Genomic DNA, 22,457 nt, shown 5'->3' with positions numbered 1-22,457 from the left:
TCAATGCAATTTGCAGAAGTATGTATCTGCCAATGAGCCTTCAAGGGTTATGCGCCGATTGCTTTAATTGCGACCGCAATGACAAATAGAATGGTAAAGAATCCGAAAGAAGCAACGAATCCCATTGCGGAGTCACCAATATCGTGACGTTTCGATTGGACATTTTTTTCAAATTCGTTCACAGTCAACCCTCCTATTTCCTTAATTAGTATAAGTGATTTCCATGAAAAAATCTACACTTCTAGAAATGCTTTTCCTTTACTTACATGAGTTGACAGCGATAATTCAGCGACTGTCATGACATATTATAAGTATAAGGGTGCACCGCTTCAGCAAGAGAATCCTAGGCCTCTTGCTTGCAAGCGTTTCTATATAGATTGTTTGAAAAGCGCTTAAAAAGCGCTTTTCTTTATATTTATTGGTATTATAAGCAGCGTACATTCTTTTCATTCCACTTGTCAAAATCGATTTGCTTCTATAGGATAGATAGTACTTATAAAAAATGATCGGAGCGAGAAAAAGTGGTTTTTGATATATGGAAGCAAATTAAAGCAAAAAGCTTCTCATCTGTATATTTATTATACGGAACCGAGCCTTACCTTATAAATGAAACGAAACAATTATTAATCAATCATGCGTTACTGCCAGAAGAACTTGACTTCAATTTGTCTACCTATGATTTAGAAGAAACGCCTATTGAAGTTGCGCTTGAAGACGCTGAAACGTTTCCTTTTATGGGGGAGCGCCGTCTTATTATTTTACATAATCCCTATTTTCTAACAGCGGATAAAGGGAAAGCGAAGGTAGAGCATCAATTAAATGCACTTGAGAATTATTTGAAAGATCCTGCTCCTTACACGATTCTCGTATTTTCAGGCGCATATGAAAAGCTAGACGAGCGCAAAAAGTTAACGAAGCAAATCAAAAAAAGCGCTGCAGTGTTAGAAGCGAAACAATTGAATGAGAAAGAGCTACATGTTTGGATGCGTGATCGTGCATCCAAAAATGGCGTACAAATTGATGAAGAAGCAATCAATCTTCTACTTACACTTTCAGGTATGAATTTATTTATGTTAACGAGCGAAATGGATAAGCTTGCTTTATATGGAAGTGATGAAAGACGCATTACGGTTGAAATGGTGGATCAATTAGTGTCGCGGTCTTTAGAACAAAATATCTTTACACTTGTAGAAAAAGTCGTCCATAGAGATATAGAAGCAGCATTAAGAATTTTTTATGATTTATTGAAGCTAAATGAGGAACCTATCAAAATTTTGGCAGTCATTACAAATCAGTTTCGTCTCATTTACCAAGTGAAAGAATTGTCTAGAAGAGGTTACGGACAAAATCAGATAGCTGGATATATTAAAACGCACCCTTTTAGAGTGAAACTTGCCGCCGGTCAAGCGAGACTTTTTAGTGAAGAAGAGTTATCGCAAATCATGGATATTCTCGCAGATGCGGATTATCAAATGAAAACCGGAGGAATGAACAAGCAATTATTAATTGAGTTATTCTTATTTAAATTAAATAAACGGGATATGGAAGTTCTATAAATAATCTTTTATATGTAATGAAAAAAAGCTATCCATCATGCGGATAGCTTTTTATGATTTCTACAAATTAAGCATTTGCAGTATTCATTCTTTTCATTAAACGAGATTTCTTACGAGCAGCAGCATTTTTATGGATAAGTCCTTTTGCAGCAGCTTTATCTAGTTTGCTTGCAGCTTGTGCAAAGCTTTCAGCAGCATTAGCATCGTTGTTAGCAATCGCAGCTTCAGATTTTTTCACTGCAGAACGCATGTTAGACTTAGCTTGAATGTTACGTGCATAGCGTGCTTCGTTTGTTTTAACACGTTTGATAGCAGATTTAATATTTGGCATTCCATTCACCTCCTACAAAAAGGCATCGAATTTTTATGAACTCGATATTTGTATTCATCATTAATATAAATTCAGAACAAGTGATATTCTATCAAAACTGAGACAATAAATCAATACAAAACGAGGAAATCCATCTTCTCCTTCACTGTAGAAACATATTGTTCACATATAAAACATGCATGATTTGAACAAGTGGTGGTCATCCTAAAACTACTATAATACGCAAAAAAGGTGGTCGTTTGGCTTTGAATGAGAAGTTGGATTTAAGCAAATATGGGATAAGAACGGACTTAGCAATAGAAGCTCGCGAGGTCGTATTAGAAAACCAGGGAATACAAGGTGAAGATAATCAGTCCCAAATCGAAGGCGTTATTATTAAAGAACAAGAAAAAGAGGGCATGAAAATCTCTTATGTTGAAGTGACAGAACAAGGAAGTGAAATGCTAGGGAAAAAACCAGGTAAATATTTAACAATAGAGGTACAGGGGATTAGACAACAAGATACGGAAACGCAACTGCAAGTAGAAAAGCTATTTGCTAAAGAGATGGCCTACTTTATGAAAGACCTTGGTATTGGCCCTAATGATTCGTGTTTAATTGTTGGTTTAGGGAACTGGAATGTTACACCCGATGCAATTGGACCCGAAGTATGTGAAAACTTACTAATTACTCGGCACTTATTTGAGTTACAGCCAGAGAGTGTAGAAGATGGCTACCGTCCTGTCAGTGCGCTTTCGCCTGGTGTAATGGGTTTAACGGGTATTGAAACGAGTGACATTTTGTTTGGCATTGTTGAGAAAACGAAGCCTGATTTTGTCATTGCCTTGGACGCTCTAGCAGCAAGGTCAATTGAAAGGGTCAATTCTACTATCCAAATTTCAGATACAGGGATCCATCCCGGTTCAGGTGTAGGCAATAAACGAAAGGAAATTAGTAAAGAAACTTTAGGTGTACCAGTTATTGCAATTGGCGTACCAACTGTTGTTGATGCCGTTTCGATCACAAGTGACACAATAGATTTCATCCTCAAGCATTTTGGAAAGGAACTGAAAGAAGGGGACAAGCCTTCTCGTTCACTAATCCCGGCTGGAATGACATTTGGAGAAAAGCGCAAGCTATCTGAAGAAGATTTACCCGAGGAGAAAGAGCGACAAACATTTATGGGTATTGTGGGTACATTACCTGAGGAAGAAAAACGCAAATTAATCGGAGAAGTATTATCTCCCTTGGGCCATAACTTGATGGTGACCCCAAAAGAAGTAGACGTGTTTATAGAAGATATGGCTAATTTACTAGCTAATGGATTAAATGCAGCTCTCCATTCTAAAGTAAATCAAGAGAATACAGGCTTTTATACGCGATAAAAAGGTTCTATCTTTTCTATTCTTTTCATACAATCTATTACTAGAATGAGGGAAAGGTGATTCGAATGAAAAGATTCATGGTCGCAACTATATTAATTATATCTCTTATGTTCATTTCTGTTTTGTTTGGTATGAAGCAAGCGAATCACGCAATGGTAGAGATGAGTACGCTAACAGTCGGGGATGATAGGGGCGCATCCACACACGACTTACAAGGTAAGCAAAAACAATTAGAGGAAATGAAGTCCTTTAATCTCTTTTCATCTATAGGTAAGTCCATATCAGAAGGAACGCAAGCCATTACTAGAACAGGTATTGATATGGTAGTTGATAAGGTACAAGAAAAAGATGAGGAGTAATTGAGCATTCCCTAGGTGGATTCAAGGATCCGCCTAGGTCTAATAAAAAAGTTCAATAATCTCAGATGAAACAATTCCCCCAACTAGCTTTTCCATTCTTACACAAGAAATGAAACTCCGATTGAATATGTAAACCCATTCATGAATTTCGTTGAATCTTCCATTTTGTACTGCTATAATCAACAATATGTATGTCTTTTCGATTAGAAAGAGAAGCGAGTAAATAAATGAAGTACATATCATCCACTTTTTAAGTGCTAAGAAACTTGGCTAACAATCATGATCGTAATCGTGAGAGAAGGGTCGTATCGTATAGCGACTTTGTGCAGCCAGACAATTAGTGTACTTACTAGTGAAAACTGTTGTGAACCATACACATATGTGTGATTTGCGCTTTTATATAGGAGTGAAGAAAGTTACATGAACAGAGAAGAGAGACTGAATAGGCAATCTAGGATCCGTAATTTTTCCATTATTGCTCATATTGACCATGGGAAATCTACGTTGGCTGACCGTATTTTGGAAAAAACAAATGCACTTACTGCGCGGGAAATGAAAGACCAGCTCCTAGATTCTATGGATTTAGAGAGAGAACGTGGCATTACGATTAAATTAAATTCTGTACAACTCAAATATAAAGCTAAGGATGGAGAAATATATACCTTCCATCTAATTGATACGCCAGGGCACGTCGATTTTACATATGAAGTGTCCAGAAGTTTAGCTGCATGTGAGGGTGCAGTATTAGTCGTTGATGCTGCTCAAGGAATAGAGGCGCAAACGTTAGCTAATGTATACTTGGCATTAGATAATGATTTAGAAATATTACCTGTTATTAATAAAATAGATTTACCTAGTGCCGATCCAGAGCGTGTGAGAAATGAAGTGGAAGAAGTCATTGGACTCGATGCTTCTGAAGCTGTTTTAGCATCTGCCAAAGCCGGAATTGGGATTGAAGATATTCTAGAGCAAGTGGTAGAAAAGGTTCCGGCACCTACTGGAGATCCCGATGCGCCTCTTAAAGCGTTAATATTCGATTCGTTATATGATGCTTATCGTGGGGTTGTTGCTTATATCCGCGTCGTGGATGGAACGGTTAAAGTAGGCGACAAAGTTAAAATGATGGCTACTGGCAAAGAGTTCGAAGTGACCGAGGTAGGCGTATTTACACCTAAATCGACACCAATGGACGAGCTTTCCGTTGGAGATGTTGGTTTCTTAACAGCAGCAATTAAAAATGTAGGCGATACACGTGTTGGTGACACGATTACAAGTGCAAAGAATGGTGCAACAGATCCGTTACCTGGTTATCGTAAACTGAATCCGATGGTCTATTGTGGACTTTATCCGATTGATAGTGCGAAGTTCAATGATTTACGTGAAGCACTTGAAAAACTTGAACTGAATGATTCTGCTCTTCAGTACGAGCCTGAGACTTCCCAGGCGCTTGGATTTGGGTTCCGTTGTGGATTTTTAGGTTTATTGCATATGGAGATTATTCAAGAAAGAATTGAGCGCGAATTTAAGATTGATTTGATTACAACTGCACCAAGTGTAATCTATGATGTTATGCTAACAGATGGGACAGAGCTGAAAGTTGATAACCCCTCAGATATGCCGGATGCACAAAAAATTGACAGAGTAGAAGAACCGTATGTAAAAGCAACGATGATGGCACCAAATGAATATGTTGGGGCGATTATGGAACTGTGTCAATTGAAACGAGGCAATTTCATTGATATGCAATATATGGATGAATCTCGCGTGAATATTATATATGAGATCCCTTTATCAGAAATTGTTTATGACTTTTTTGATCAATTAAAATCAAATACAAAAGGGTATGCGTCTTTTGATTATGAATTAATCGGTTATCGCCCATCCAAGCTAGTGAAAATGGATATTTTATTAAATGCAGAGAAGGTTGATGCATTGAGCTTTATTGTTCATAGTGACTTTGCTTATGAACGAGGAAAAGTGATAGTTGAAAAATTAAAAGAACTTATTCCACGTCAACAGTTTGAAGTCCCTATTCAAGCAGCAGTTGGCCAAAAGATAATTGCTCGTTCAACAATAAAAGCGATGCGCAAAAATGTCCTTGCAAAATGTTATGGTGGAGATATTTCCCGTAAAAGAAAATTGCTTGAAAAGCAAAAAGAAGGGAAAAAACGCATGAAGCAAGTGGGGTCGGTTGAAGTACCGCAAGAAGCATTTATGGCTGTATTAAAAATGGATGATAATAATACAAAGAAATAAAATAAATTGCTTTATTAGGATAGGTTAGGTATGCTTTCCCATAGGCGTATCCTAGCCTATTTTTTTCCGTTTTATATTTTAAAATAGAGGCAAAAACAAAGAGACTATAATTGGAAAGTCTCAAGGATTGTTTTTGCTAGACTCATCACTAGATGAGAAACCTAAAAAAGTAAGGTTGTGAAAGTAATGATTCAAGCGGCATACCTTCATATACCGTTTTGTGAGCATATCTGTCACTATTGTGATTTTAATAAAGTGTTCTTAAAGGGACAACCAGTAGATGAGTATCTACAATATTTAGATAAAGAAATGGAAATTACGATGAACAGCAGCGACTACGCTCCTTTTAAGACTATATTTGTCGGAGGAGGTACACCGACTGCTTTGAATGAAAAGCAACTGGCAACTTTTCTAGAGTCAATTCGCAAAAGATTACCTCTTGCTGGACAGTATGAGTTTACGTTTGAAGCTAATCCAGGTGACTTGTCATACGAAAAACTTAAGCTTTTGTATGATTATGGGGTCAATCGATTAAGCTTAGGTGTACAAACATTTAATGATCAATTGTTAGAGAAAATTGGTAGAGTACATCGGGCGAAAGATGTATACCAGTCAGTGGAATCAGCAAAAAAAGCTGGCTTTAAAAATATGAGTATAGATCTTATTTATAGCTTGCCTACTCAAACGATGGCAGACTTCCAAGAAACTTTAACCACTTCCTTTCAATTAGATGTTCAGCATTATTCTGCTTATTCTCTCATCATAGAGCCAAAAACAGTATTTTATAACCTTATGCGCAAAGGTAAACTTCATACTCCTGGGGAGGATGTTGAGGCAGCCATGTATGAGTTATTGATGGAAAAAATGAAAGAGAATGGCTTTGAGCAGTATGAAATTAGTAATTTTTCTAAACCTGGCTTTGAAAGTAAACATAATTTGACCTATTGGAATAATGAAGCTTATTTTGGGTTTGGTGCTGGTGCCCATAGCTATGTGGAAGGTTATCGTCGCTCGAATTACGGTCCTTTAAAAAAGTATATGGAGCCATTAGACCAAAATGAGTTGCCTATTATGGATAAACATGAAGTGACGAAGAAGGAAAAAATGGAAGAAGAAATGTTTCTTGGACTTCGTAAAACACAAGGTGTTTCGATGAAAGCTTTTAAGGATAAATACAATATAGAAATCATGGAAATATTTCGTGAAGAATTACTGGCACATGAACAGAAGTCATTACTAGAAATACAAGGTGATTCGATTCAATTAACAAAGCAAGGCCGACTGTTAGGCAATGAAGTTTTTCAATCATTTATTAAATGATTAAAACGGTAAAAGCTACCGCTCTATTTCGTTCATCAGGTGATACGTAGAAAGAAGCAAAATATGTTGAAATCATTGTATTCTAAACAATGATTAAACGAGTGGTACATTCAACTTTCTTTCTTGAATGATGGTTTGTTGTCTTTCTTTTAATAATTATGATGGAGATAAGGCGCAAATGATTGACACTCGCTCCTAGATTTGATAATTTATTATTAGATTTAGCACTCATTAAATGAGAGTGCTAACAGAGGTGATTACTGTGTTAACAGATCGTCAATTGTTGATATTCCAAGTGATTGTTGATGATTTTATTCAGACGGCACAGCCGGTTGGCTCAAGAACATTATCTAAGAAAGATGAAATTTCTTTTAGCTCGGCGACAATTAGGAATGAAATGGCTGATTTAGAGGAGCTTGGTTTTTTAGAAAAAACACATACCTCATCAGGACGAATACCTTCTGAGAAGGGGTATAGATACTATGTCGACCATCTTTTATCCCCACAGCGACTAAATAAACGTGAAGTAGTACAAATGAAAAGTATTTTCAGTGATAAAATGTACGAATTAGAAAAAATTGTGCAAAAATCAGCTAAAATCCTTTCAGAAATGACGAATTACACTTCGATCGTTTTAGGTCCGGCAGTGAAGGAGAATAGGTTAAAAAGAATTCAAATCGTTCCATTGAATGATCACACAGCCATTGCAATTATTGTGACAGATACTGGGCATGTGGAAAATAGAATGTTTCATTTTCCTGAATCTATGAACCCAGCAGATATTGAAATGATGGTAAATATTTTAAATGATCGTTTAGTGGGTGTACCAATTGAACATCTGAATCAAACGATTTATAAAGAAGTTGCCATCGTTTTACGCCAGCATATCCAACATTATGACTTTCTTTACCACTCAATTATTGATACGATTCAAATGCCTGCAAATGAGAAATTGTTCTTTGGTGGGAAAACGAATATATTAAGTCAACCCGAGTTTCATGATATAGACAAGGTAAAAGACTTACTTTATATGATTGAGCAGGAAGAAGGAATATATGATTTAATACGTAATCATTCCTCAGGTATACGAGTGAAAATCGGTACCGAAAATAAAAATTCTGCGATGGATAATTGTAGTTTAATTACCGCAAGCTATTCTATTGGTGCAGAACAATTGGGAACGATTGCTATATTAGGACCAACCAGAATGGAATATTCCAGAGTCATTAGTTTGCTACAATTTTTAAGTAAAGGCTTATCTTATGAGTTGACAAGGCTGTATCAAAACGAATAACCCTGGAAATATTGAATAAGGGTGGAATTCGCTTCCACCCCTTTAACTATGAACCCAATAGCATTTAAGGGAGGTGAAAAAGTTGGCAGAAGAAAAAGAGACTCTACAAGAAGAGGTAAACAAATCCGAGCAAGAAAACATTCAACCAGAAGAAGTTTTTGGTGAAGCTGCTGACACTCAATCTGAAGGTGAATCATCTGAGGTAAATAGTGAGGTTTCTGCGCTGGAAGCTAAGGTGGCAGAGCTTGAGAAAAAGGTGGAAGAGGCCGATAATCGTTATTTAAGATTACAAGCTGATTTTGATAATAGCAGACGTCGTGCGAAATTAGATCGTGAAGCGTCTGAAAAATATAGAGCGCAAAGCTTAGTATCAGATTTATTACCAGCCCTTGATAACTTTGAAAGAGCACTACAATCTAATTCAGACGATAGTAGCGTGCAATCATTGCTACAAGGAATGGAAATGGTTTATCGCAGTTTAATCGAGGCGTTGAAAAAAGAAGGCGTTGAACAGATTGAAGCTGTAGGCCAAGTATTTGACCCTCAATTCCATCAAGCTGTAATGCAGGTGGAAGAAGAAGGCTACGATTCTAATGTAGTCGTTGAAGAATTTCAAAAAGGTTATTTACTGAAAGACCGTGTCATTCGACCGGCAATGGTTAAAGTAAATCAATAACTACATATTATGTAATGGAGGTATAGATCATGGGCAAAATTATTGGTATTGACTTAGGAACAACAAATTCATGTGTTGCCGTGCTTGAGGGCGGTGAAGCAAAGGTAGTTCCAAATCCTGAAGGAAATAGAACAACTCCATCAGTTGTTTCTTTCAAAAATGGTGAACGTCAAGTAGGGGAAGTAGCTAAACGACAAGCAATTACGAACCCGAATACAATTATTTCAATTAAACGCCATATGGGAACAGATTATAAAGTAGAAGCAGAAGGTAAAGAGCTTTCTCCACAAGAAGTTTCTGCAGCTATCCTTCAATACTTAAAAGGCTATGCTGAGGATTATCTTGGAGAAACAGTTGATAAAGCTGTTATCACTGTTCCTGCTTATTTTAATGATGCTGAGCGTCAAGCAACAAAAGATGCAGGTAAAATTGCGGGGTTAGAAGTTGAACGTATCATTAACGAACCAACTGCTGCCGCACTTGCTTACGGTATGGATAAAACGGACGAAGATCAAACGATTTTAGTATATGACCTTGGTGGTGGTACTTTCGACGTCTCTATCCTTGAATTAGGAGATGGCGTATTTGAAGTAAAAGCAACTGCAGGGGATAATCGACTAGGTGGAGATGACTTTGACCAAGTGATCATTGACTACTTAGTGGAACAATTCAAAAAAGAAAATGGTATTGATTTAGCTAAAGATAAAATGGCTCTTCAACGTTTGAAAGATGCAGCTGAAAAAGCGAAAAAAGATCTTTCAGGTGTTACTTCTACGCAAGTTTCTTTACCATTTATCACAGCAGGTGAAGCTGGACCACTTCACTTAGAAGTTACTTTATCAAGAGCGAAATTTGATGAGCTTTCTGCAGATTTAGTTGAACGTACAATGGGGCCAACTCGCCAAGCGTTAAAAGATGCTGACCTTTCTCCATCAGAAATTGATAAAGTCATTCTTGTTGGTGGTTCTACACGTATTCCAGCTGTACAAGAAGCGATTAAAAAAGAAACAGGTAAAGACCCACATAGAGGCGTAAACCCTGATGAAGTCGTAGCGATGGGAGCTGCCATTCAAGGTGGTGTCATCACTGGTGATGTGAAAGACGTTGTTTTACTTGACGTAACTCCACTTTCACTAGGTATTGAAACAATGGGTGCGGTTTTCACGAAGCTAATTGAACGTAATACAACAATCCCAACGTCTAAATCACAAGTATTCTCTACAGCTGCTGATAACCAATCTGCTGTTGATATCCATGTACTTCAAGGTGAACGTCCAATGGCACAAGATAATAAAACATTAGGTCGTTTCCAATTAGGAGATATTCCACCAGCACCACGTGGTGTACCACAAATTGAAGTATCATTTGATATCGATAAAAACGGTATTGTTAATGTTCGTGCGAAGGATCTTGGCACAAATAAAGAACAAGCTATTACAATCAAATCTTCAACAGGTCTTTCAGATGAAGAAATCGATCGTATGGTGAAAGAAGCTGAAGATAATGCAGAAGCGGATAAACAACGTAAAGAAGAAGTTGAACTTCGCAATGAAGCAGATCAATTAGTTTTCACTACTGAAAAAACATTAAAAGATCTTGAAGGTAAAGTAGAAGAAGCAGAAGTGACAAAAGCAAATGAAGCGAAGGATGAATTGAAAGCTGCCATTGAAAAAGGTGACTTAGAAGACATTCGCACGAAAAAAGATGCACTTCAAGAAATCGTTCAAGCTTTGACTATGAAGTTATATGAAGAAGCACAACAACAAGCACAAGCAGCTCAAGGTGCAGAAGGCGATGCATCTAAAAAAGCAGACGATAATGTGGTAGATGCAGAGTACGAAGAAGTAGAAGACGATAAAAAATAATTTTAAAGTCCTAACAAAAGTCAAAGTCAGGTATTACTTGGCTTTGGCTTTATTTTTGCATTAAAAATTCATTATTTAGGTGACATTCGTTTTAGAAATAAGAAGTAAGGAAGCAATCGTCAGCTTACTTCTTATTTCTAAACTATAAACCACACTTTGTTAATGAAAAGAACATAAAATAGTCATAAAAATCATGTATCCTCACCCGTAGAGGTGAAATAAAGTGGACGAACTGCTTTCGCTTTTTTATTGTCTAGCTGCAGGTACCATCGGCTCGAGGTCATAAGCCAATCCGCCAAAAAGGTTAAAGAACAACCTTTCTGTCGGCTCGTCTTATGCATGTCGCTCCAGAGCATGCCGCTTTCGCTTTTCTTATTGCCTTTTGGGTTGGTGGGATGATACAATTATTTTTATGTGAAATGGATCGGGGAGTGGTAATCATGGATAAAAGAGATTACTATGAAGTCCTTGGCGTAAGTAAAGGTGCGTCTAAGGATGAAATAAAGAAAGCATACAGAAAATTATCGAAGAAGTATCATCCGGATATTAATAAAGAACCGGGTGCGGATGAAAAGTTTAAAGAAGTGAAAGAAGCTTATGAAGTATTGAGTGATGATCAGAAAAAAGCTCATTACGATCAATTTGGACATACAGATCCAAACCAAGGTTTTGGTGGTGGAGGTGGCTTCGAAGGCTTTGGTGGCTTTGAAGATATCTTCAGTTCTTTCTTTGGTGGAGGATCAAGAAGAAGAGATCCGAATGCACCGCGCCAAGGTGCTGATTTGCAATATAATATGACGGTATCTTTCGAAGATGCTGCTTTTGGTAAAGATACTGAAATTGAAATTCCACGTGAAGAAACATGTGAAACATGTGATGGTTCAGGCGCGAAACCTGGGACGAAACCTGAAACGTGTAAACATTGTCATGGTTCCGGTCAATTAAATGTAGAGCAAAATACACCGTTTGGTAAGATTGTCAACCGTCGTGTATGTAATTATTGTAATGGTACAGGCAAAGAGATTAAACATAAATGTTCGACATGTGGTGGCGACGGTAAAGTGAAAAAACGTCGCAAAATCAGTGTGAAAATTCCAGCAGGTATTGATGATGGTCAGCAACTTCGTGTATCTTCTCAAGGGGAACCTGGTGTAAACGGTGGACCAGCAGGTGATTTATATGTTGTTTTCCACGTCCGTGCACATGAGTTCTTCGAGAGGGATGGCGACGATATTTATTGTGAAATGCCAGTTACATTTGTGCAGGCTGCACTTGGGGATGAAGTGGAAGTTCCAACACTTCACGGCAAGGTTAAGCTCAAAGTACCAGCAGGAACACAGACAGGTACAAAATTCCGTCTTAAAGGAAAAGGTGTAGCTAATGTGAGAGGTTATGGCACTGGTGATCAACATATTATTGTTAGAGTGGTAACACCAACGAAGTTATCAGATAAACAAAGACAGCTATTAAATGAATTTGCAGAAGTGAGTGGCAAAGTACCTCAAGGTGAACAAGAAGATGGGTTTTTCTCAAAAGTAAAGCGTGCCTTTAAGGGTGAATAAGTGAAATGGAGTTGGTAGTAAGATGAAATGGTCAGAGATTAGTGTTCACACGGCGAACGAAGCAGTTGAGCCGATTTCAAATATTCTTCATGAAGCAGGTGCAAGTGGTGTAGTGATTGAAGATCCATTTGAATTGACGAAAGAACGAAGAGATCAATACGGCGAAATCTACCAGCTCGATCCACATGATTATCCAGAGGAAGGCGTAATCGTTAAAGCATATTTACCGATTAATAGCTTTTTAGGGGAAACAGTAGAAGAAATAAAGAATGCCATTAGTAACCTTTTATCGTTTAATATTGATATTGGTAAAAATGAGGTCAGTATTAGTGAAGTGAACGAAGAAGAGTGGGCGACTGCTTGGAAGAAGTACTATCACCCTGTAAAAATCTCTAAACGATTTACGATTGTCCCAACTTGGGAAGAATATACACCAGTAAGTAGTGATGAACTCATTATTGAATTGGACCCAGGAATGGCATTTGGAACAGGAACGCATCCAACAACAGTGATGTGTATTCAAGCACTAGAGCATATTGTTACATCTGGTGATCATATTATCGATGTGGGAACGGGATCAGGTGTACTCAGTATTGCTGGAGCGATGCTCGGTGCAGAGAATATTACTGCACTCGATTTGGACGAAGTAGCTGTACGTTCAGCGAAAATCAATATCAAGTTAAATAAAGTGCAGGATATTGTTGAAGTCTCTCAAGGTAATCTGTTAGATAATATTACTGTACAAGCTGAAGTAGTAGTCGCCAATATTTTAGCAGAAGTAATTGTAAGTTTTACAGATGATGTCGCGCAAGTGGTGAAACCAGGAGGTCATTTTATTGCTTCTGGCATTATTCAGCAGAAAAAACAGGCTGTCAAAGAGGCGATGATTTCAAGTGGTTTTGACATTGTTGAGACAATTCAAATGGAAGATTGGGTTGCCATTATAGGTAAAAAGCAGTAATGTACTAGGGGGAGTCATGAATTCCCCCTATTTATTCGTTTAGTAAGGGGTTATATATATGCAACGATATTTTGTGAATCATAGAGAAAATGATCATTTTTTTATTACAGGTGATGATTATCACCACATTACCCGCGTAATGAGGATGAATGTAGGTGACGAAATTATTTGTGTAGACCCTGACGGAAAAGCAGCTCAATGTAAACTGGTTAACATTACCTCTGAAGTGGTAGAGTTAGAAGTTGTACAATGGATAGAGAAAAATGTCGAATTACCTGTTGATGTTACCATTGTGAGCGGATTGCCTAAAGGGGATAAGCTCGAATGGATAATACAAAAAGGCACCGAACTTGGCGCCCATCGGTTTATCCCTTTTATGTCAGCTCGTTCCATTGTAAAGTTAGACGAAAAAAAGGCGAATAAAAAGAAAGATCGTTGGCAAAAGATCGCTAAAGAAGCGGCCGAGCAGTCTCATCGCATCATAGTACCACATGTGTATGGACCACAGTCCTTACAGCAGTTACTAGAAATAAGTAAAAATTATGATTATAAATGTGTCGCTTATGAAGAAAGTAGTAAACAAGGTGAATCATCGGCTTTTCACCAAGTACTCAAGGGTATGTCCCGGGGAGACTCTTTATTATTTATATTTGGGCCAGAAGGTGGCCTGACGGAGAAAGAAATAACATTTTTAAAGGATGAAGGGTTTATTTCTTGTGGATTAGGACCAAGAATATTAAGAACTGAAACAGCACCTTCCTATGTACTTTCAGCTGTTTCTTATCATTTTGAATTAATGGAGTGAAGATATATGCCATCAGTAGCTTTTCATACACTTGGTTGTAAAGTAAACCATTATGAAACAGAAGCCATCTGGCAATTGTTTAAAGAAGAAGGATACGATCGTGTCGGTTTTGAATCTACCTCTGATGTGTATGTGATTAACACATGTACGGTTACGAATACTGGTGATAAAAAAAGCAGACAAGTCATTCGTAGAGCTATCCGGAAAAATCCGGACGCTGTCATTTGTGTAACAGGATGCTATGCCCAAACATCACCGGCAGAAATCATGGCCATCCCAGGTGTGGATGTTGTCGTTGGAACACAAGACAGGAAGAAAATGTTAGGGTATATTGAGCAATATAAAAGTGAACGTCAACCGATTAATGGTGTCGGTAATATTATGAAAAATCGGGTTTATGAGGAACTAGATGTTCCGGCCTTTACAGATAGGACACGTGCTTCATTAAAAATACAAGAAGGTTGTAATAACTTCTGCACTTTTTGTATCATTCCTTGGGCTCGTGGCTTAATGAGATCTAGAGATCCCAAAGAAGTGATTCATCAAGCACAACAATTAGTAGAAGCTGGTTACAAAGAAATTGTCTTAACCGGGATACATACTGGCGGTTATGGCGAGGATCTTAAGGATTATAATCTAGCTATGCTACTAAAGGATTTAGAAGAACAGGTTAAAGGCATTAAACGGATTCGTATATCCTCTATTGAGGCGAGTCAAATTACGGACGAAGTGATTGAAGTAATTAGAAACTCTAAAGTCGTTGTCCGTCATCTGCATATTCCGATTCAATCAGGGTCGGACACAGTATTAAAAAGAATGCGTCGAAAGTATACGATGGCGTTTTTCGCTGAACGTATTGAACGCTTAAAAGAAGCTTTACCTGGTTTAGCAGTTACGTCAGATGTCATTGTCGGTTTTCCTGGTGAGACAGAAGAAGAATTTATGGAGACGTATGATTTTATTAAAAAACATAAATTCTCAGAGCTGCATGTTTTTCCTTATTCAAGTAGAACAGGCACACCAGCAGCACGAATGACTGATCAAATTGATGAAGAAGTTAAGAATGAAAGAGTTCATCGCTTAATTCATTTATCTGATCAACTAGCGAAAGAGTACGCAAGTCGCTTTGAAGATGAAGTACTCGAGATCATCCCTGAAGAAAAATACAAAGATGCGCCAGACGGGAATTTGTATGTAGGCTATACGGATAATTACTTAAAAGTGATTGTCCCTGCAACAGAAGAGATGGTAGGTAAATTAGTCAAAGTGAAGATAACAAAAGCAGGTTATCCATATAACGAAGGGCAATTTATTCGTGTCATGGATGAGATGAAAGAAAAAGCAGTATAAACGATTAGAGCTGACCGTTCATTGACCGGTCAGCTTTTCTTACTGCATTTTTATTCCGTAAGAAAAATAGTCGGAGTAAGGTAAATGGTGAATCTAGGAAAACGAATGAAACCCTAAGTAATTCTTTATTTTAGTGATCCCTTAATAGGTTATTTTTCAATTTTATTCGGATTCTTTATCTTGTCGATTTTTTCTTAAGTAATAGATATAAATGATTGGAATTAGGCCACAAATAAATAGAATAGCACCCACAATTACTCCATTCATGATAGAAAATCCTTGTGTGAGAGATACAAAAAAACCAACAACTGTTGTAATCAAAATAAGAATTACTAATGAAATAATTAGACTTTTCCGGGGGTTTATCTTATTATCTTCATGGTCTGCACTAATACTCATTGATAAATAGGCTGAAACAACTGCGGTTATTATAAATACTGTCCATAGTGGGTTTTTTCTCATTTCGTCTAACCCACTTGTAACTAAGTCATAACCTAAAATTCCAAGAATTCCAATGGTCTGGATGATAAATGCAATACGTATATTTTTTAAATTTTGTAGAACTAAACGTTCATCTGTGATTTTTTTCATCTATTATCGGCCTCCTTTTTCTATCCAAAATACTTCATCTAAAGTTTTATTAACTGCGTAACATATATCCAGACATAACTTGAGAGAAGGGTTATACTTACCCTTCTCAATTAAACTGATAGTTTGGCGAGTAACACCTATCTTTTCTGCAAGTTGTTGTTGTGTTAAATCTACTTGTATACGAGAAATCTTAACCTTATTATCCAAATATTGTATCACTCCTTTTATAAATCGTAACATATATTTTACATTTTTCAATATATATATTACATGAATAATAGCTTTTCAATATAAGGATAATAAAAGTCCTGGGAATAAATAATGACCTTAACATCTTGTAAAACAGTCTTATTATCTTTTGGAACCTAAATTAAAACAGTTTTTCTCATTTTACTAAAGAGAATCTCGATATTTCATTCATTAAATGATATGATAACAGAGGTACGGACAACTAGCAGAAGAAATTAAGTATAAAAGCATTTTATAAAAAAAGGAGATTTCATTGATGACAAATAATATAGCAAAAATGATTGATCATACATTATTGAAGGCTGATGCAACGGTTGAGCAAATTAATACTTTATGTAACGAGGCAAAAGAGAACGGTTTTGCTTCTGTATGTGTAAATCCAACATGGGTTTCACAAGCGGCTAAACTTCTACAGGGATCAGATGTGGCTGTTTGTACAGTCATTGGCTTCCCTTTAGGTGCATCGGATAAAGAAGTGAAATCTTTTGAAACAACACAAGCCATCAAACAAGGGGCTACAGAAGTTGATATGGTTATTAATATTGGCGCACTTAAAAGTGAGAAATTAGAAGTTGTGGAGGAGGATATCCGTGCAGTTGTGGAAGCGGCAGATGGCAAGGCTTTAACAAAAGTGATTATCGAAACTAGTTTGTTAACAGATGCTGAAAAAGTAATTGCATGTCAATTGGCTGTTAAAGCAGGAGCGGATTACGTTAAAACATCAACTGGTTTCTCAACTGGTGGCGCGACTGTTGCTGATGTGAAATTAATGAGAGAAACGGTAGGTCCCGATATTGGCGTCAAAGCTTCTGGTGGGGTGAGAAGTGCAGAAGATGCACAAGCAGTTATTGATGCTGGTGCGACAAGAATCGGCGCAAGCTCAGGCATTGCTATCGTAAATGGATTAACAGGTACAACAGATTATTAATCTAGTTGTTGAAAGAGAGGCGGACATTCTGAATGTTCGTCTCTCTTTTTAACTGTGGTGTATATTAGCACAACGATATTCACTACTTTTTACGGTCATGTAGGCGAATAATCAAGTCACTAAAAGGTTTGGCAAAAGGTAGAACGAGAAGTGAAGTAATGACATTAAAAAGGACACCAACATGAGCAAGTTGCCTATCAATTTGGTCTGCTGAACCAATACCGAAATTTGTTAGCAGCTCAATAAAAGGATAGAAGAGAAGAACACCTATAATATTCAACCAAATGTGAGCATAGGCAGTTAACTTTGCTTCTCTACGTCCACCGATACTGGCGAGATATGCGTCAGCGCATGTGCCGATGTTGGAACCAAGCATAATAGCAATCGCTGTACTAAGGTCCATCCCACCTGCTGTTAAAAATCCCATTAGAATACCTGTAGTGGCAGTGCTTGACTGGATAATCGCAGTAAGAACAATACCGGTTATTACGGCTAATAATAGACTTTGATCTAATGTAATAAGAAAATCTTTTACCCATGGGGTTTCTTTAATGGTAAAAGCTAAATGTTCAAACCCCCTCATAGCAGCAAATACGCAAGCAATACCCATTAATCCAATGCCGATACTCTGAAAGGATCGCCTCTTGATGAATGCACATAACATGCCGATTATAGCAATCGGTAAAATAAAAGATTCTATATCGAAAGTAATTAACTCCGTTGTGATAGTGGTGCCAATGTTTGTCCCTAAAATAATACCAATCGTTTGGCGGAAAGTAAGTAAGTGTACGGCAACTAAACCAATGGTAATAATCATAACTGCGGAGCTACTCTGCATAATAGCAGTTAAGATAATGCCAACCATCATCCCTTTAAGAGGTGTATTTGTAAACTTAGTTAACCAGCGTTTAGTTGAATCTGCTGATAAATAGAATAGCCCTTTCCGCAATAAAGTCATGCCAAAAATAAAAACAGCAATCATTATTATAAAAATGAGTAATGAAGTCATGCTTTGTCCCTCCTAGGAAAGCATATGGTGAAAAATGGAGGGACATGCATAGGAAGAATCAAAAAATTAAATAATAAAAATAAATAAGACAAACGTACATTTATCTTTAAACAGCGAAAGACTAGGTGAAATACAGTTGACCTCACACCGCTGTTATATTATAATTGCAAAGTACATGGTATTCCATGTTGACATGTAAGTGTGTTGTGCTCGGAGGGAGGGAAAGAGAATGTCTAAAACCGTCGTTCGTAAAAACGAATCGCTTGAAGATGCTCTTCGTCGCTTCAAACGTTCAGTATCAAAAACTGGTACTTTGCAAGAAGCAAGAAAGCGCGAATTCTACGAAAAACCAAGTATCAAACGTAAGAAAAAGTCTGAAGCTGCAAGAAAGCGCAAGTTTTAAGAGAGGGTGTATGTAAGTGAGTCTTCTCGAGCGTTTAAATGAAGATATGAAACAAGCGATGAGGAACAAAGAAAAAGATAAGTTAACTGTGATTCGGATGATCAAAGCTTCATTGCAAAATGAGGCGATCAAGGAAGGAAAAGATCTTACCGAGGATCAGGAACTTACTGTCCTTTCTCGCGAAGTAAAGCAACGCAAGGATTCCCTCCATGAATTTGACAAGGCAGGTCGTGAAGATCTAGTTGAAAAAATTCGTACTGAATTACAGTACGTAGAGTTATATATGCCTGAGCAGCTCTCTGATGAAGAGGTATCTGCTATCGTCAAACAAACCATTGCCGATACAGGCGCTACATCGAAAGCTGAAATGGGTAAAGTGATGTCAGCCATTATGCCTAAGCTAAAAGGTAAGGCAGACGGTGCACTTATTAATAAACTTGTACAACAACACCTTTCATAAAAAGATGTACGGAAAGACCGGAGCTTTCGAGCTTACGGTCTTTTTATTTTTTCTAAAAGATGCCATACTAGGAGTAAGGTTTCTTTTATATATATTACATAGTCACACTTTTTACTTTATGTAATCATAATTAAAGTAAGTAAAGAAAAATGAAACCTTTTCACGCGTCAGCCGTATAACTATCATAGGTATTTCTGTAAAAGGGGGGAGGGGAGAAGAGAATGAGAAAAGCGACAATCATCCTTTCGTTTTTATGGGCATTTTTCGTCATGATGACACCGATCAGCAAGGCTGATAACGAGGTTGTGTATGTCGTACCAATAGAAGAGACTGTTGAAAAAGGATTGCATGCTTTTATCAATAGAGCGGTGACTACAGCTGAAGAAAATCAAGCAAGTGCGATTATTTTCGAAGTAAACACGCCTGGCGGTGAAGTAGAAGCGGCTAAGGAAATTGGCAGAGTATTAACATCTACAAATATTAAAACGATTTCATTTGTAAATAAACAAGCATTGTCTGCTGGTGCGTTTATTTCATTAAACATGGATGAGATTTATATGACGCCCGGGGCTACAATGGGATCGGCGGCGATTATCGATCAAGAAGGTAACACAGCTGATAAAAAAGCAGTTTCAGCATGGTTATCTGCAATGACTGCAGCTGCTGAACAAAGTGGGAGAAATCCAGAGATTGCTCAAGCAATGGCAGATGATTCAATCGATCTACCTGAATTAGGTGCACCAAAAGGAAAGCTATTGACATTAACTGCTAGTCAAGCAGACGAGGTGGAATATTCAGAAGGAACATTTGCTACGCAAGCAGAGCTTTTAGAACATTTAGGTTATGAAGATGCAGAAGTAAGGTCTATCGAGGAAAGTTTTTCTGAGAAATTGGCTAGATTTATTACACATCCAATCATCGTGCCTATTCTTCTTTCTATTGGAAGCATTGGATTACTGCTAGAGCTCTATTCTCCTGGTTTTGGTATTCCAGGTATAATGGGACTCACAGCTCTTGGTTTATTTTTCTATGGTCATATGGTTGCTGGATTTGCCGGGTATGAATCACTCATTGTATTTATTATTGGAATTGGGTTAATTATCGCAGAGTTTTTCCTCCCAGGTGGTATCGCCGGTGTGTTGGGGATTGCTGCAGTAATTGGGAGTTTATTCATGGCAGGTGCTGATGTGCAACAAATGGCAACCTCCATTATGATTGCGGCTATATTATCTATTGCGGTTTCTATTCTAATGGTAAAGGTGTTTGGTAAAAAAATGAAATTTTTCAAAAAACTAATTTTAAGCGATTCTACAAATACTGAAAGAGGATACATCTCAAATAAATCCCGTTCAGAGCTAATTGGAAAACAAGGTTATGCTTTAACAGGGTTACGTCCATCAGGAACGATTGTCATTGAAAATGAAAGAATTGATGTCGTTAGTGAAGGTGGATTTATTAAAAAAGATGCAAAAGTGGAAGTCATAAAAGCAGAGGGCTCGAGAGTAGTCGTCCGTGAATTAACAAATTTAGATAAATAACCAAGTATTTTAGGAGGTAATTGAATGGAACCTATTTCTATTATGACGATCGTAATTGTGGTATTAGCAATTATTGCTCTTGCCATACTTTTCACATTCGTACCAGTTATGCTGTGGATCTCAGCATTAGCAGCAGGTGTTAAGGTAAGTATTTTCACCCTTATTGGAATGAGATTAAGACGAGTAATTCCAAGCCGCGTAATTAATCCATTAATTAAAGCACATAAAGCAGGATTAGAAGTTCATACCAATCAACTTGAAAGTCATTATTTGGCAGGTGGTAATGTAGATAGAGTAGTGAATGCTTTAATAGCAGCGCATCGTGCCAATATGGAATTAAGTTTTGAAAGAAGTGCGGCGATTGACTTAGCTGGTCGTGATGTACTTGAAGCAGTTCAAATGAGTGTTAATCCAAAAGTAATTGAAACACCGTTTATTTCTGGTGTAGCGATAAATGGTATCGAAGTGAAAGCAAAAGCAAAAATTACTGTAAGAGCCAATATTGACCGACTAGTCGGGGGTGCTGGAGAAGAAACAATCATTGCCCGTGTTGGTGAGGGGATTGTCTCTACAATTGGTTCTTCTACAAGACATACAGAAGTATTGGAAAACCCAGACATGATCTCACAAACGGTCCTTGCTAAAGGGTTGGATGCCGGTACAGCATTTGAAATTTTATCCATTGATATAGCTGATGTGGACATCGGTAAAAACATTGGTGCAGAATTGCAAACAGAGCAAGCGGAAGCTGATAAAAATATTGCCCAAGCCAAAGCGGAAGAACGTCGTGCAATGGCTGTTGCCAAAGAGCAAGAGATGAAAGCGAAAGTAGAAGAGATGAGAGCGAAAGTTGTGGAAGCAGAATCTCAAGTTCCTTTAGCAATGGCAGATGCATTAAAAAGTGGCAATATTGGTGTGATGGACTATATGAATATCCAAAATATTGAAGCTGATACAGAAATGAGAGACTCGATTAGTAAAGTATCAGATGACTCAAAACAAGGGCCGAAGAAAGATTGAATGTCCTAATCGGACTCACCTCTAGAGGGGAGTGTTGTATCTCATGATTGATTTTTTGTTGGAAAATCCTTTATTATTGGTTTTTCTTATCGGGATCATTACTTCCTTATTTGGTAAGAAAGTAAATGACCAGCAGTCAGAAAAACAGAAGCAACCACGTGGAAAGTCTGTCGAAGAGCAAGAAGAAGCTAGGCGTCAGATGATGCAGGATGCTGAGAAACAAGAAGAAGGGCCACCTGTTTATGATCGCAATGAAGAGAAGTTAAAACGCTACGCGAAGGCTACTATGCAAGAAGCTAGTGTAGAAGTCTCGGATCGTAAAAAAGAAGCAGAAGAGCGACTGGCCGATTTAAGAAAACAAAAAGAAGAAGCGCAAAAACGAGCAAGTGCCTTCCTTTCAGCAACAAAAAATAAAGATGTGGCCAATAACCATGTAGATCAACCTAGTATGAGAGTCTCTAATAAACAATTAGTTGACGCGGTTGTTTGGTCAGAAATCCTCGGACAACCGAGATCAAGGAACCCACATCGAACGATGAAAAGAAAATAAAATTTGCTGT

At 37.6% G+C, this 22,457-nt stretch carries 23 protein-coding genes; 18 read left to right on the top strand and 5 right to left on the bottom strand.

All coding sequences use genetic code 11. The features are described from left to right. Window positions 1–47: 47 nt before the first annotated feature. Window positions 48–182, bottom strand: coding sequence for a YqzM family protein (locus LG276_RS16330; protein ID WP_095372500.1), 135 nt, complete (start codon window positions 180–182; stop codon window positions 48–50). Between the two features lie 339 nt (window positions 183–521). Here LG276_RS16330 and holA point away from each other — a divergent pair, with 339 nt between their 5' ends. Further along, entirely contained in the window at window positions 522–1,556 is a 1,035-nt protein-coding gene (gene holA / locus LG276_RS16325; protein ID WP_095372501.1) for a DNA polymerase III subunit delta, read from the top strand. A gap of 67 nt (window positions 1,557–1,623) precedes the next feature. Here holA and rpsT read toward each other — a convergent pair whose 3' ends face one another. Then, entirely contained in the window at window positions 1,624–1,887 is a 264-nt protein-coding gene (gene rpsT / locus LG276_RS16320; protein ID WP_224935929.1) for a 30S ribosomal protein S20, read from the bottom strand. Between the two features lie 245 nt (window positions 1,888–2,132). On the opposite strand from rpsT, the gene gpr reads away from it, so the two are divergent. From gpr to mtaB, 11 genes are all read left to right on the top strand, one after another. Further along, window positions 2,133–3,251 (top strand): GPR endopeptidase, encoded by a 1,119-nt coding sequence (gpr, locus tag LG276_RS16315; RefSeq protein WP_224935930.1) that lies wholly within the window; start codon window positions 2,133–2,135, stop codon window positions 3,249–3,251. A gap of 65 nt (window positions 3,252–3,316) precedes the next feature. Next, window positions 3,317–3,610 carry a DUF3679 domain-containing protein gene (locus tag LG276_RS16310; protein WP_224935931.1) on the top strand — a complete coding sequence of 98 codons (294 nt, stop codon included), beginning with the start codon at window positions 3,317–3,319 and terminating at the stop codon, window positions 3,608–3,610. 420 nt (window positions 3,611–4,030) lie between these two features. After that, window positions 4,031–5,866 (top strand): translation elongation factor 4, encoded by a 1,836-nt coding sequence (lepA, locus tag LG276_RS16305; protein WP_224935932.1) that lies wholly within the window; start codon window positions 4,031–4,033, stop codon window positions 5,864–5,866. A 186-nt stretch (window positions 5,867–6,052) separates the two neighbouring features. Beyond that, window positions 6,053–7,186: a radical SAM family heme chaperone HemW gene (gene hemW / locus LG276_RS16300; RefSeq protein ID WP_404292334.1), complete on the top strand. Its 1,134-nt coding sequence runs from the start codon at window positions 6,053–6,055 to the stop codon at window positions 7,184–7,186. A 262-nt stretch (window positions 7,187–7,448) separates the two neighbouring features. Then, the gene (hrcA, locus tag LG276_RS16295) at window positions 7,449–8,480 is read left to right on the top strand and encodes a heat-inducible transcriptional repressor HrcA (RefSeq protein WP_095372507.1); all 1,032 of its coding nucleotides are present in this window, start codon (window positions 7,449–7,451) and stop codon (window positions 8,478–8,480) included. Between the two features lie 82 nt (window positions 8,481–8,562). Beyond that, on the top strand, window positions 8,563–9,156 hold the full coding sequence (grpE, locus tag LG276_RS16290) for a nucleotide exchange factor GrpE (protein ID WP_224935934.1): 594 nt from the start codon (window positions 8,563–8,565) through the stop codon (window positions 9,154–9,156). A gap of 29 nt (window positions 9,157–9,185) precedes the next feature. Further along, window positions 9,186–11,021, top strand: a complete 1,836-nt coding sequence (gene dnaK / locus LG276_RS16285; protein ID WP_095372509.1) for a molecular chaperone DnaK — start codon at window positions 9,186–9,188, stop codon at window positions 11,019–11,021. 440 nt (window positions 11,022–11,461) lie between these two features. After that, window positions 11,462–12,583 carry a molecular chaperone DnaJ gene (gene dnaJ / locus LG276_RS16280; protein WP_224935935.1) on the top strand — a complete coding sequence of 374 codons (1,122 nt, stop codon included), beginning with the start codon at window positions 11,462–11,464 and terminating at the stop codon, window positions 12,581–12,583. A gap of 22 nt (window positions 12,584–12,605) precedes the next feature. After that, entirely contained in the window at window positions 12,606–13,544 is a 939-nt protein-coding gene (prmA, locus tag LG276_RS16275) for a 50S ribosomal protein L11 methyltransferase (RefSeq protein WP_095372510.1), read from the top strand. 58 nt (window positions 13,545–13,602) lie between these two features. Continuing rightward, window positions 13,603–14,349 carry a 16S rRNA (uracil(1498)-N(3))-methyltransferase gene (locus LG276_RS16270; RefSeq protein WP_404292331.1) on the top strand — a complete coding sequence of 249 codons (747 nt, stop codon included), beginning with the start codon at window positions 13,603–13,605 and terminating at the stop codon, window positions 14,347–14,349. Window positions 14,350–14,355: 6 nt separating this feature from the next. Beyond that, on the top strand, window positions 14,356–15,699 hold the full coding sequence (gene mtaB / locus LG276_RS16265) for a tRNA (N(6)-L-threonylcarbamoyladenosine(37)-C(2))-methylthiotransferase MtaB (protein ID WP_095372512.1): 1,344 nt from the start codon (window positions 14,356–14,358) through the stop codon (window positions 15,697–15,699). Window positions 15,700–15,861: 162 nt separating this feature from the next. On the opposite strand, the gene LG276_RS16260 is transcribed toward mtaB, so the two are convergent. Together LG276_RS16260 and LG276_RS16255 are read right to left on the bottom strand one after the other, a co-directional pair. Continuing rightward, complete coding sequence (locus LG276_RS16260; RefSeq protein ID WP_404292329.1) at window positions 15,862–16,290, bottom strand: hypothetical protein; 429 nt, start codon at window positions 16,288–16,290, stop codon at window positions 15,862–15,864. Between the two features lie 3 nt (window positions 16,291–16,293). Beyond that, window positions 16,294–16,497, bottom strand: coding sequence for a helix-turn-helix transcriptional regulator (locus LG276_RS16255; protein ID WP_341106641.1), 204 nt, complete (start codon window positions 16,495–16,497; stop codon window positions 16,294–16,296). 298 nt (window positions 16,498–16,795) lie between these two features. Here LG276_RS16255 and deoC point away from each other — a divergent pair, with 298 nt between their 5' ends. Beyond that, window positions 16,796–17,467 carry a deoxyribose-phosphate aldolase gene (gene deoC / locus LG276_RS16250; RefSeq protein WP_341106642.1) on the top strand — a complete coding sequence of 224 codons (672 nt, stop codon included), beginning with the start codon at window positions 16,796–16,798 and terminating at the stop codon, window positions 17,465–17,467. An 82-nt stretch (window positions 17,468–17,549) separates the two neighbouring features. On the opposite strand, the gene LG276_RS16245 is transcribed toward deoC, so the two are convergent. After that, complete coding sequence (locus tag LG276_RS16245; RefSeq protein WP_251163385.1) at window positions 17,550–18,476, bottom strand: Na/Pi symporter; 927 nt, start codon at window positions 18,474–18,476, stop codon at window positions 17,550–17,552. Window positions 18,477–18,705: 229 nt separating this feature from the next. Between LG276_RS16245 and rpsU the strand changes: the two genes are divergently transcribed. The 5 genes from rpsU to LG276_RS16220 all read left to right on the top strand — a co-directional run bounded on the left by rpsU (window position 18,706) and on the right by LG276_RS16220 (window position 22,447). Next, window positions 18,706–18,879 carry a 30S ribosomal protein S21 gene (gene rpsU / locus LG276_RS16240; protein ID WP_066201342.1) on the top strand — a complete coding sequence of 58 codons (174 nt, stop codon included), beginning with the start codon at window positions 18,706–18,708 and terminating at the stop codon, window positions 18,877–18,879. 16 nt (window positions 18,880–18,895) lie between these two features. Next, window positions 18,896–19,339, top strand: a complete 444-nt coding sequence (locus tag LG276_RS16235; RefSeq protein ID WP_095372517.1) for a GatB/YqeY domain-containing protein — start codon at window positions 18,896–18,898, stop codon at window positions 19,337–19,339. 221 nt (window positions 19,340–19,560) lie between these two features. Then, window positions 19,561–20,877 carry a nodulation protein NfeD gene (locus tag LG276_RS16230; RefSeq protein WP_251163386.1) on the top strand — a complete coding sequence of 439 codons (1,317 nt, stop codon included), beginning with the start codon at window positions 19,561–19,563 and terminating at the stop codon, window positions 20,875–20,877. A 24-nt stretch (window positions 20,878–20,901) separates the two neighbouring features. Continuing rightward, window positions 20,902–21,897, top strand: coding sequence for a flotillin-like protein FloA (floA, locus tag LG276_RS16225; RefSeq protein WP_095372519.1), 996 nt, complete (start codon window positions 20,902–20,904; stop codon window positions 21,895–21,897). Window positions 21,898–21,940: 43 nt separating this feature from the next. Beyond that, window positions 21,941–22,447, top strand: a complete 507-nt coding sequence (locus LG276_RS16220; protein ID WP_224935941.1) for a hypothetical protein — start codon at window positions 21,941–21,943, stop codon at window positions 22,445–22,447. The last annotated feature ends 10 nt before the right edge of the window (window positions 22,448–22,457 follow it).

The sequence above is a fragment of the Cytobacillus kochii genome, from assembly GCF_044790165.1.
GTDB lineage: Bacteria > Bacillota > Bacilli > Bacillales > Cytobacillaceae > Cytobacillus > Cytobacillus kochii.
This window is presented reverse-complemented; position numbering and strand designations above follow the sequence as displayed.

Bases quoted from the DNA above. Each gene is read 5' to 3' on its own strand.
- rpsT (WP_224935929.1), bottom strand. From the start codon at position 1,887: ATGCCAAATATTAAATCTGCTATCAAACGTGTTAAAACAAACGAAGCA.
- LG276_RS16310 (WP_224935931.1), top strand. From the start codon at position 3,317: ATGAAAAGATTCATGGTCGCAACTATATTAATTATATCTCTTATGTTC.
- lepA (WP_224935932.1), top strand. From the start codon at position 4,031: ATGAACAGAGAAGAGAGACTGAATAGGCAATCTAGGATCCGTAATTTT.
- hemW (WP_404292334.1), top strand. From the start codon at position 6,053: ATGATTCAAGCGGCATACCTTCATATACCGTTTTGTGAGCATATCTGT.
- dnaK (WP_095372509.1), top strand. From the start codon at position 9,186: ATGGGCAAAATTATTGGTATTGACTTAGGAACAACAAATTCATGTGTT.
- dnaJ (WP_224935935.1), top strand. From the start codon at position 11,462: ATGGATAAAAGAGATTACTATGAAGTCCTTGGCGTAAGTAAAGGTGCG.
- prmA (WP_095372510.1), top strand. From the start codon at position 12,606: ATGAAATGGTCAGAGATTAGTGTTCACACGGCGAACGAAGCAGTTGAG.
- LG276_RS16270 (WP_404292331.1), top strand. From the start codon at position 13,603: ATGCAACGATATTTTGTGAATCATAGAGAAAATGATCATTTTTTTATT.
- mtaB (WP_095372512.1), top strand. From the start codon at position 14,356: ATGCCATCAGTAGCTTTTCATACACTTGGTTGTAAAGTAAACCATTAT.
- LG276_RS16260 (WP_404292329.1), bottom strand. From the start codon at position 16,290: ATGAAAAAAATCACAGATGAACGTTTAGTTCTACAAAATTTAAAAAAT.
- deoC (WP_341106642.1), top strand. From the start codon at position 16,796: ATGACAAATAATATAGCAAAAATGATTGATCATACATTATTGAAGGCT.
- LG276_RS16245 (WP_251163385.1), bottom strand. From the start codon at position 18,476: ATGACTTCATTACTCATTTTTATAATAATGATTGCTGTTTTTATTTTT.
- rpsU (WP_066201342.1), top strand. From the start codon at position 18,706: ATGTCTAAAACCGTCGTTCGTAAAAACGAATCGCTTGAAGATGCTCTT.
- LG276_RS16230 (WP_251163386.1), top strand. From the start codon at position 19,561: ATGAGAAAAGCGACAATCATCCTTTCGTTTTTATGGGCATTTTTCGTC.
- floA (WP_095372519.1), top strand. From the start codon at position 20,902: ATGGAACCTATTTCTATTATGACGATCGTAATTGTGGTATTAGCAATT.
- LG276_RS16220 (WP_224935941.1), top strand. From the start codon at position 21,941: ATGATTGATTTTTTGTTGGAAAATCCTTTATTATTGGTTTTTCTTATC.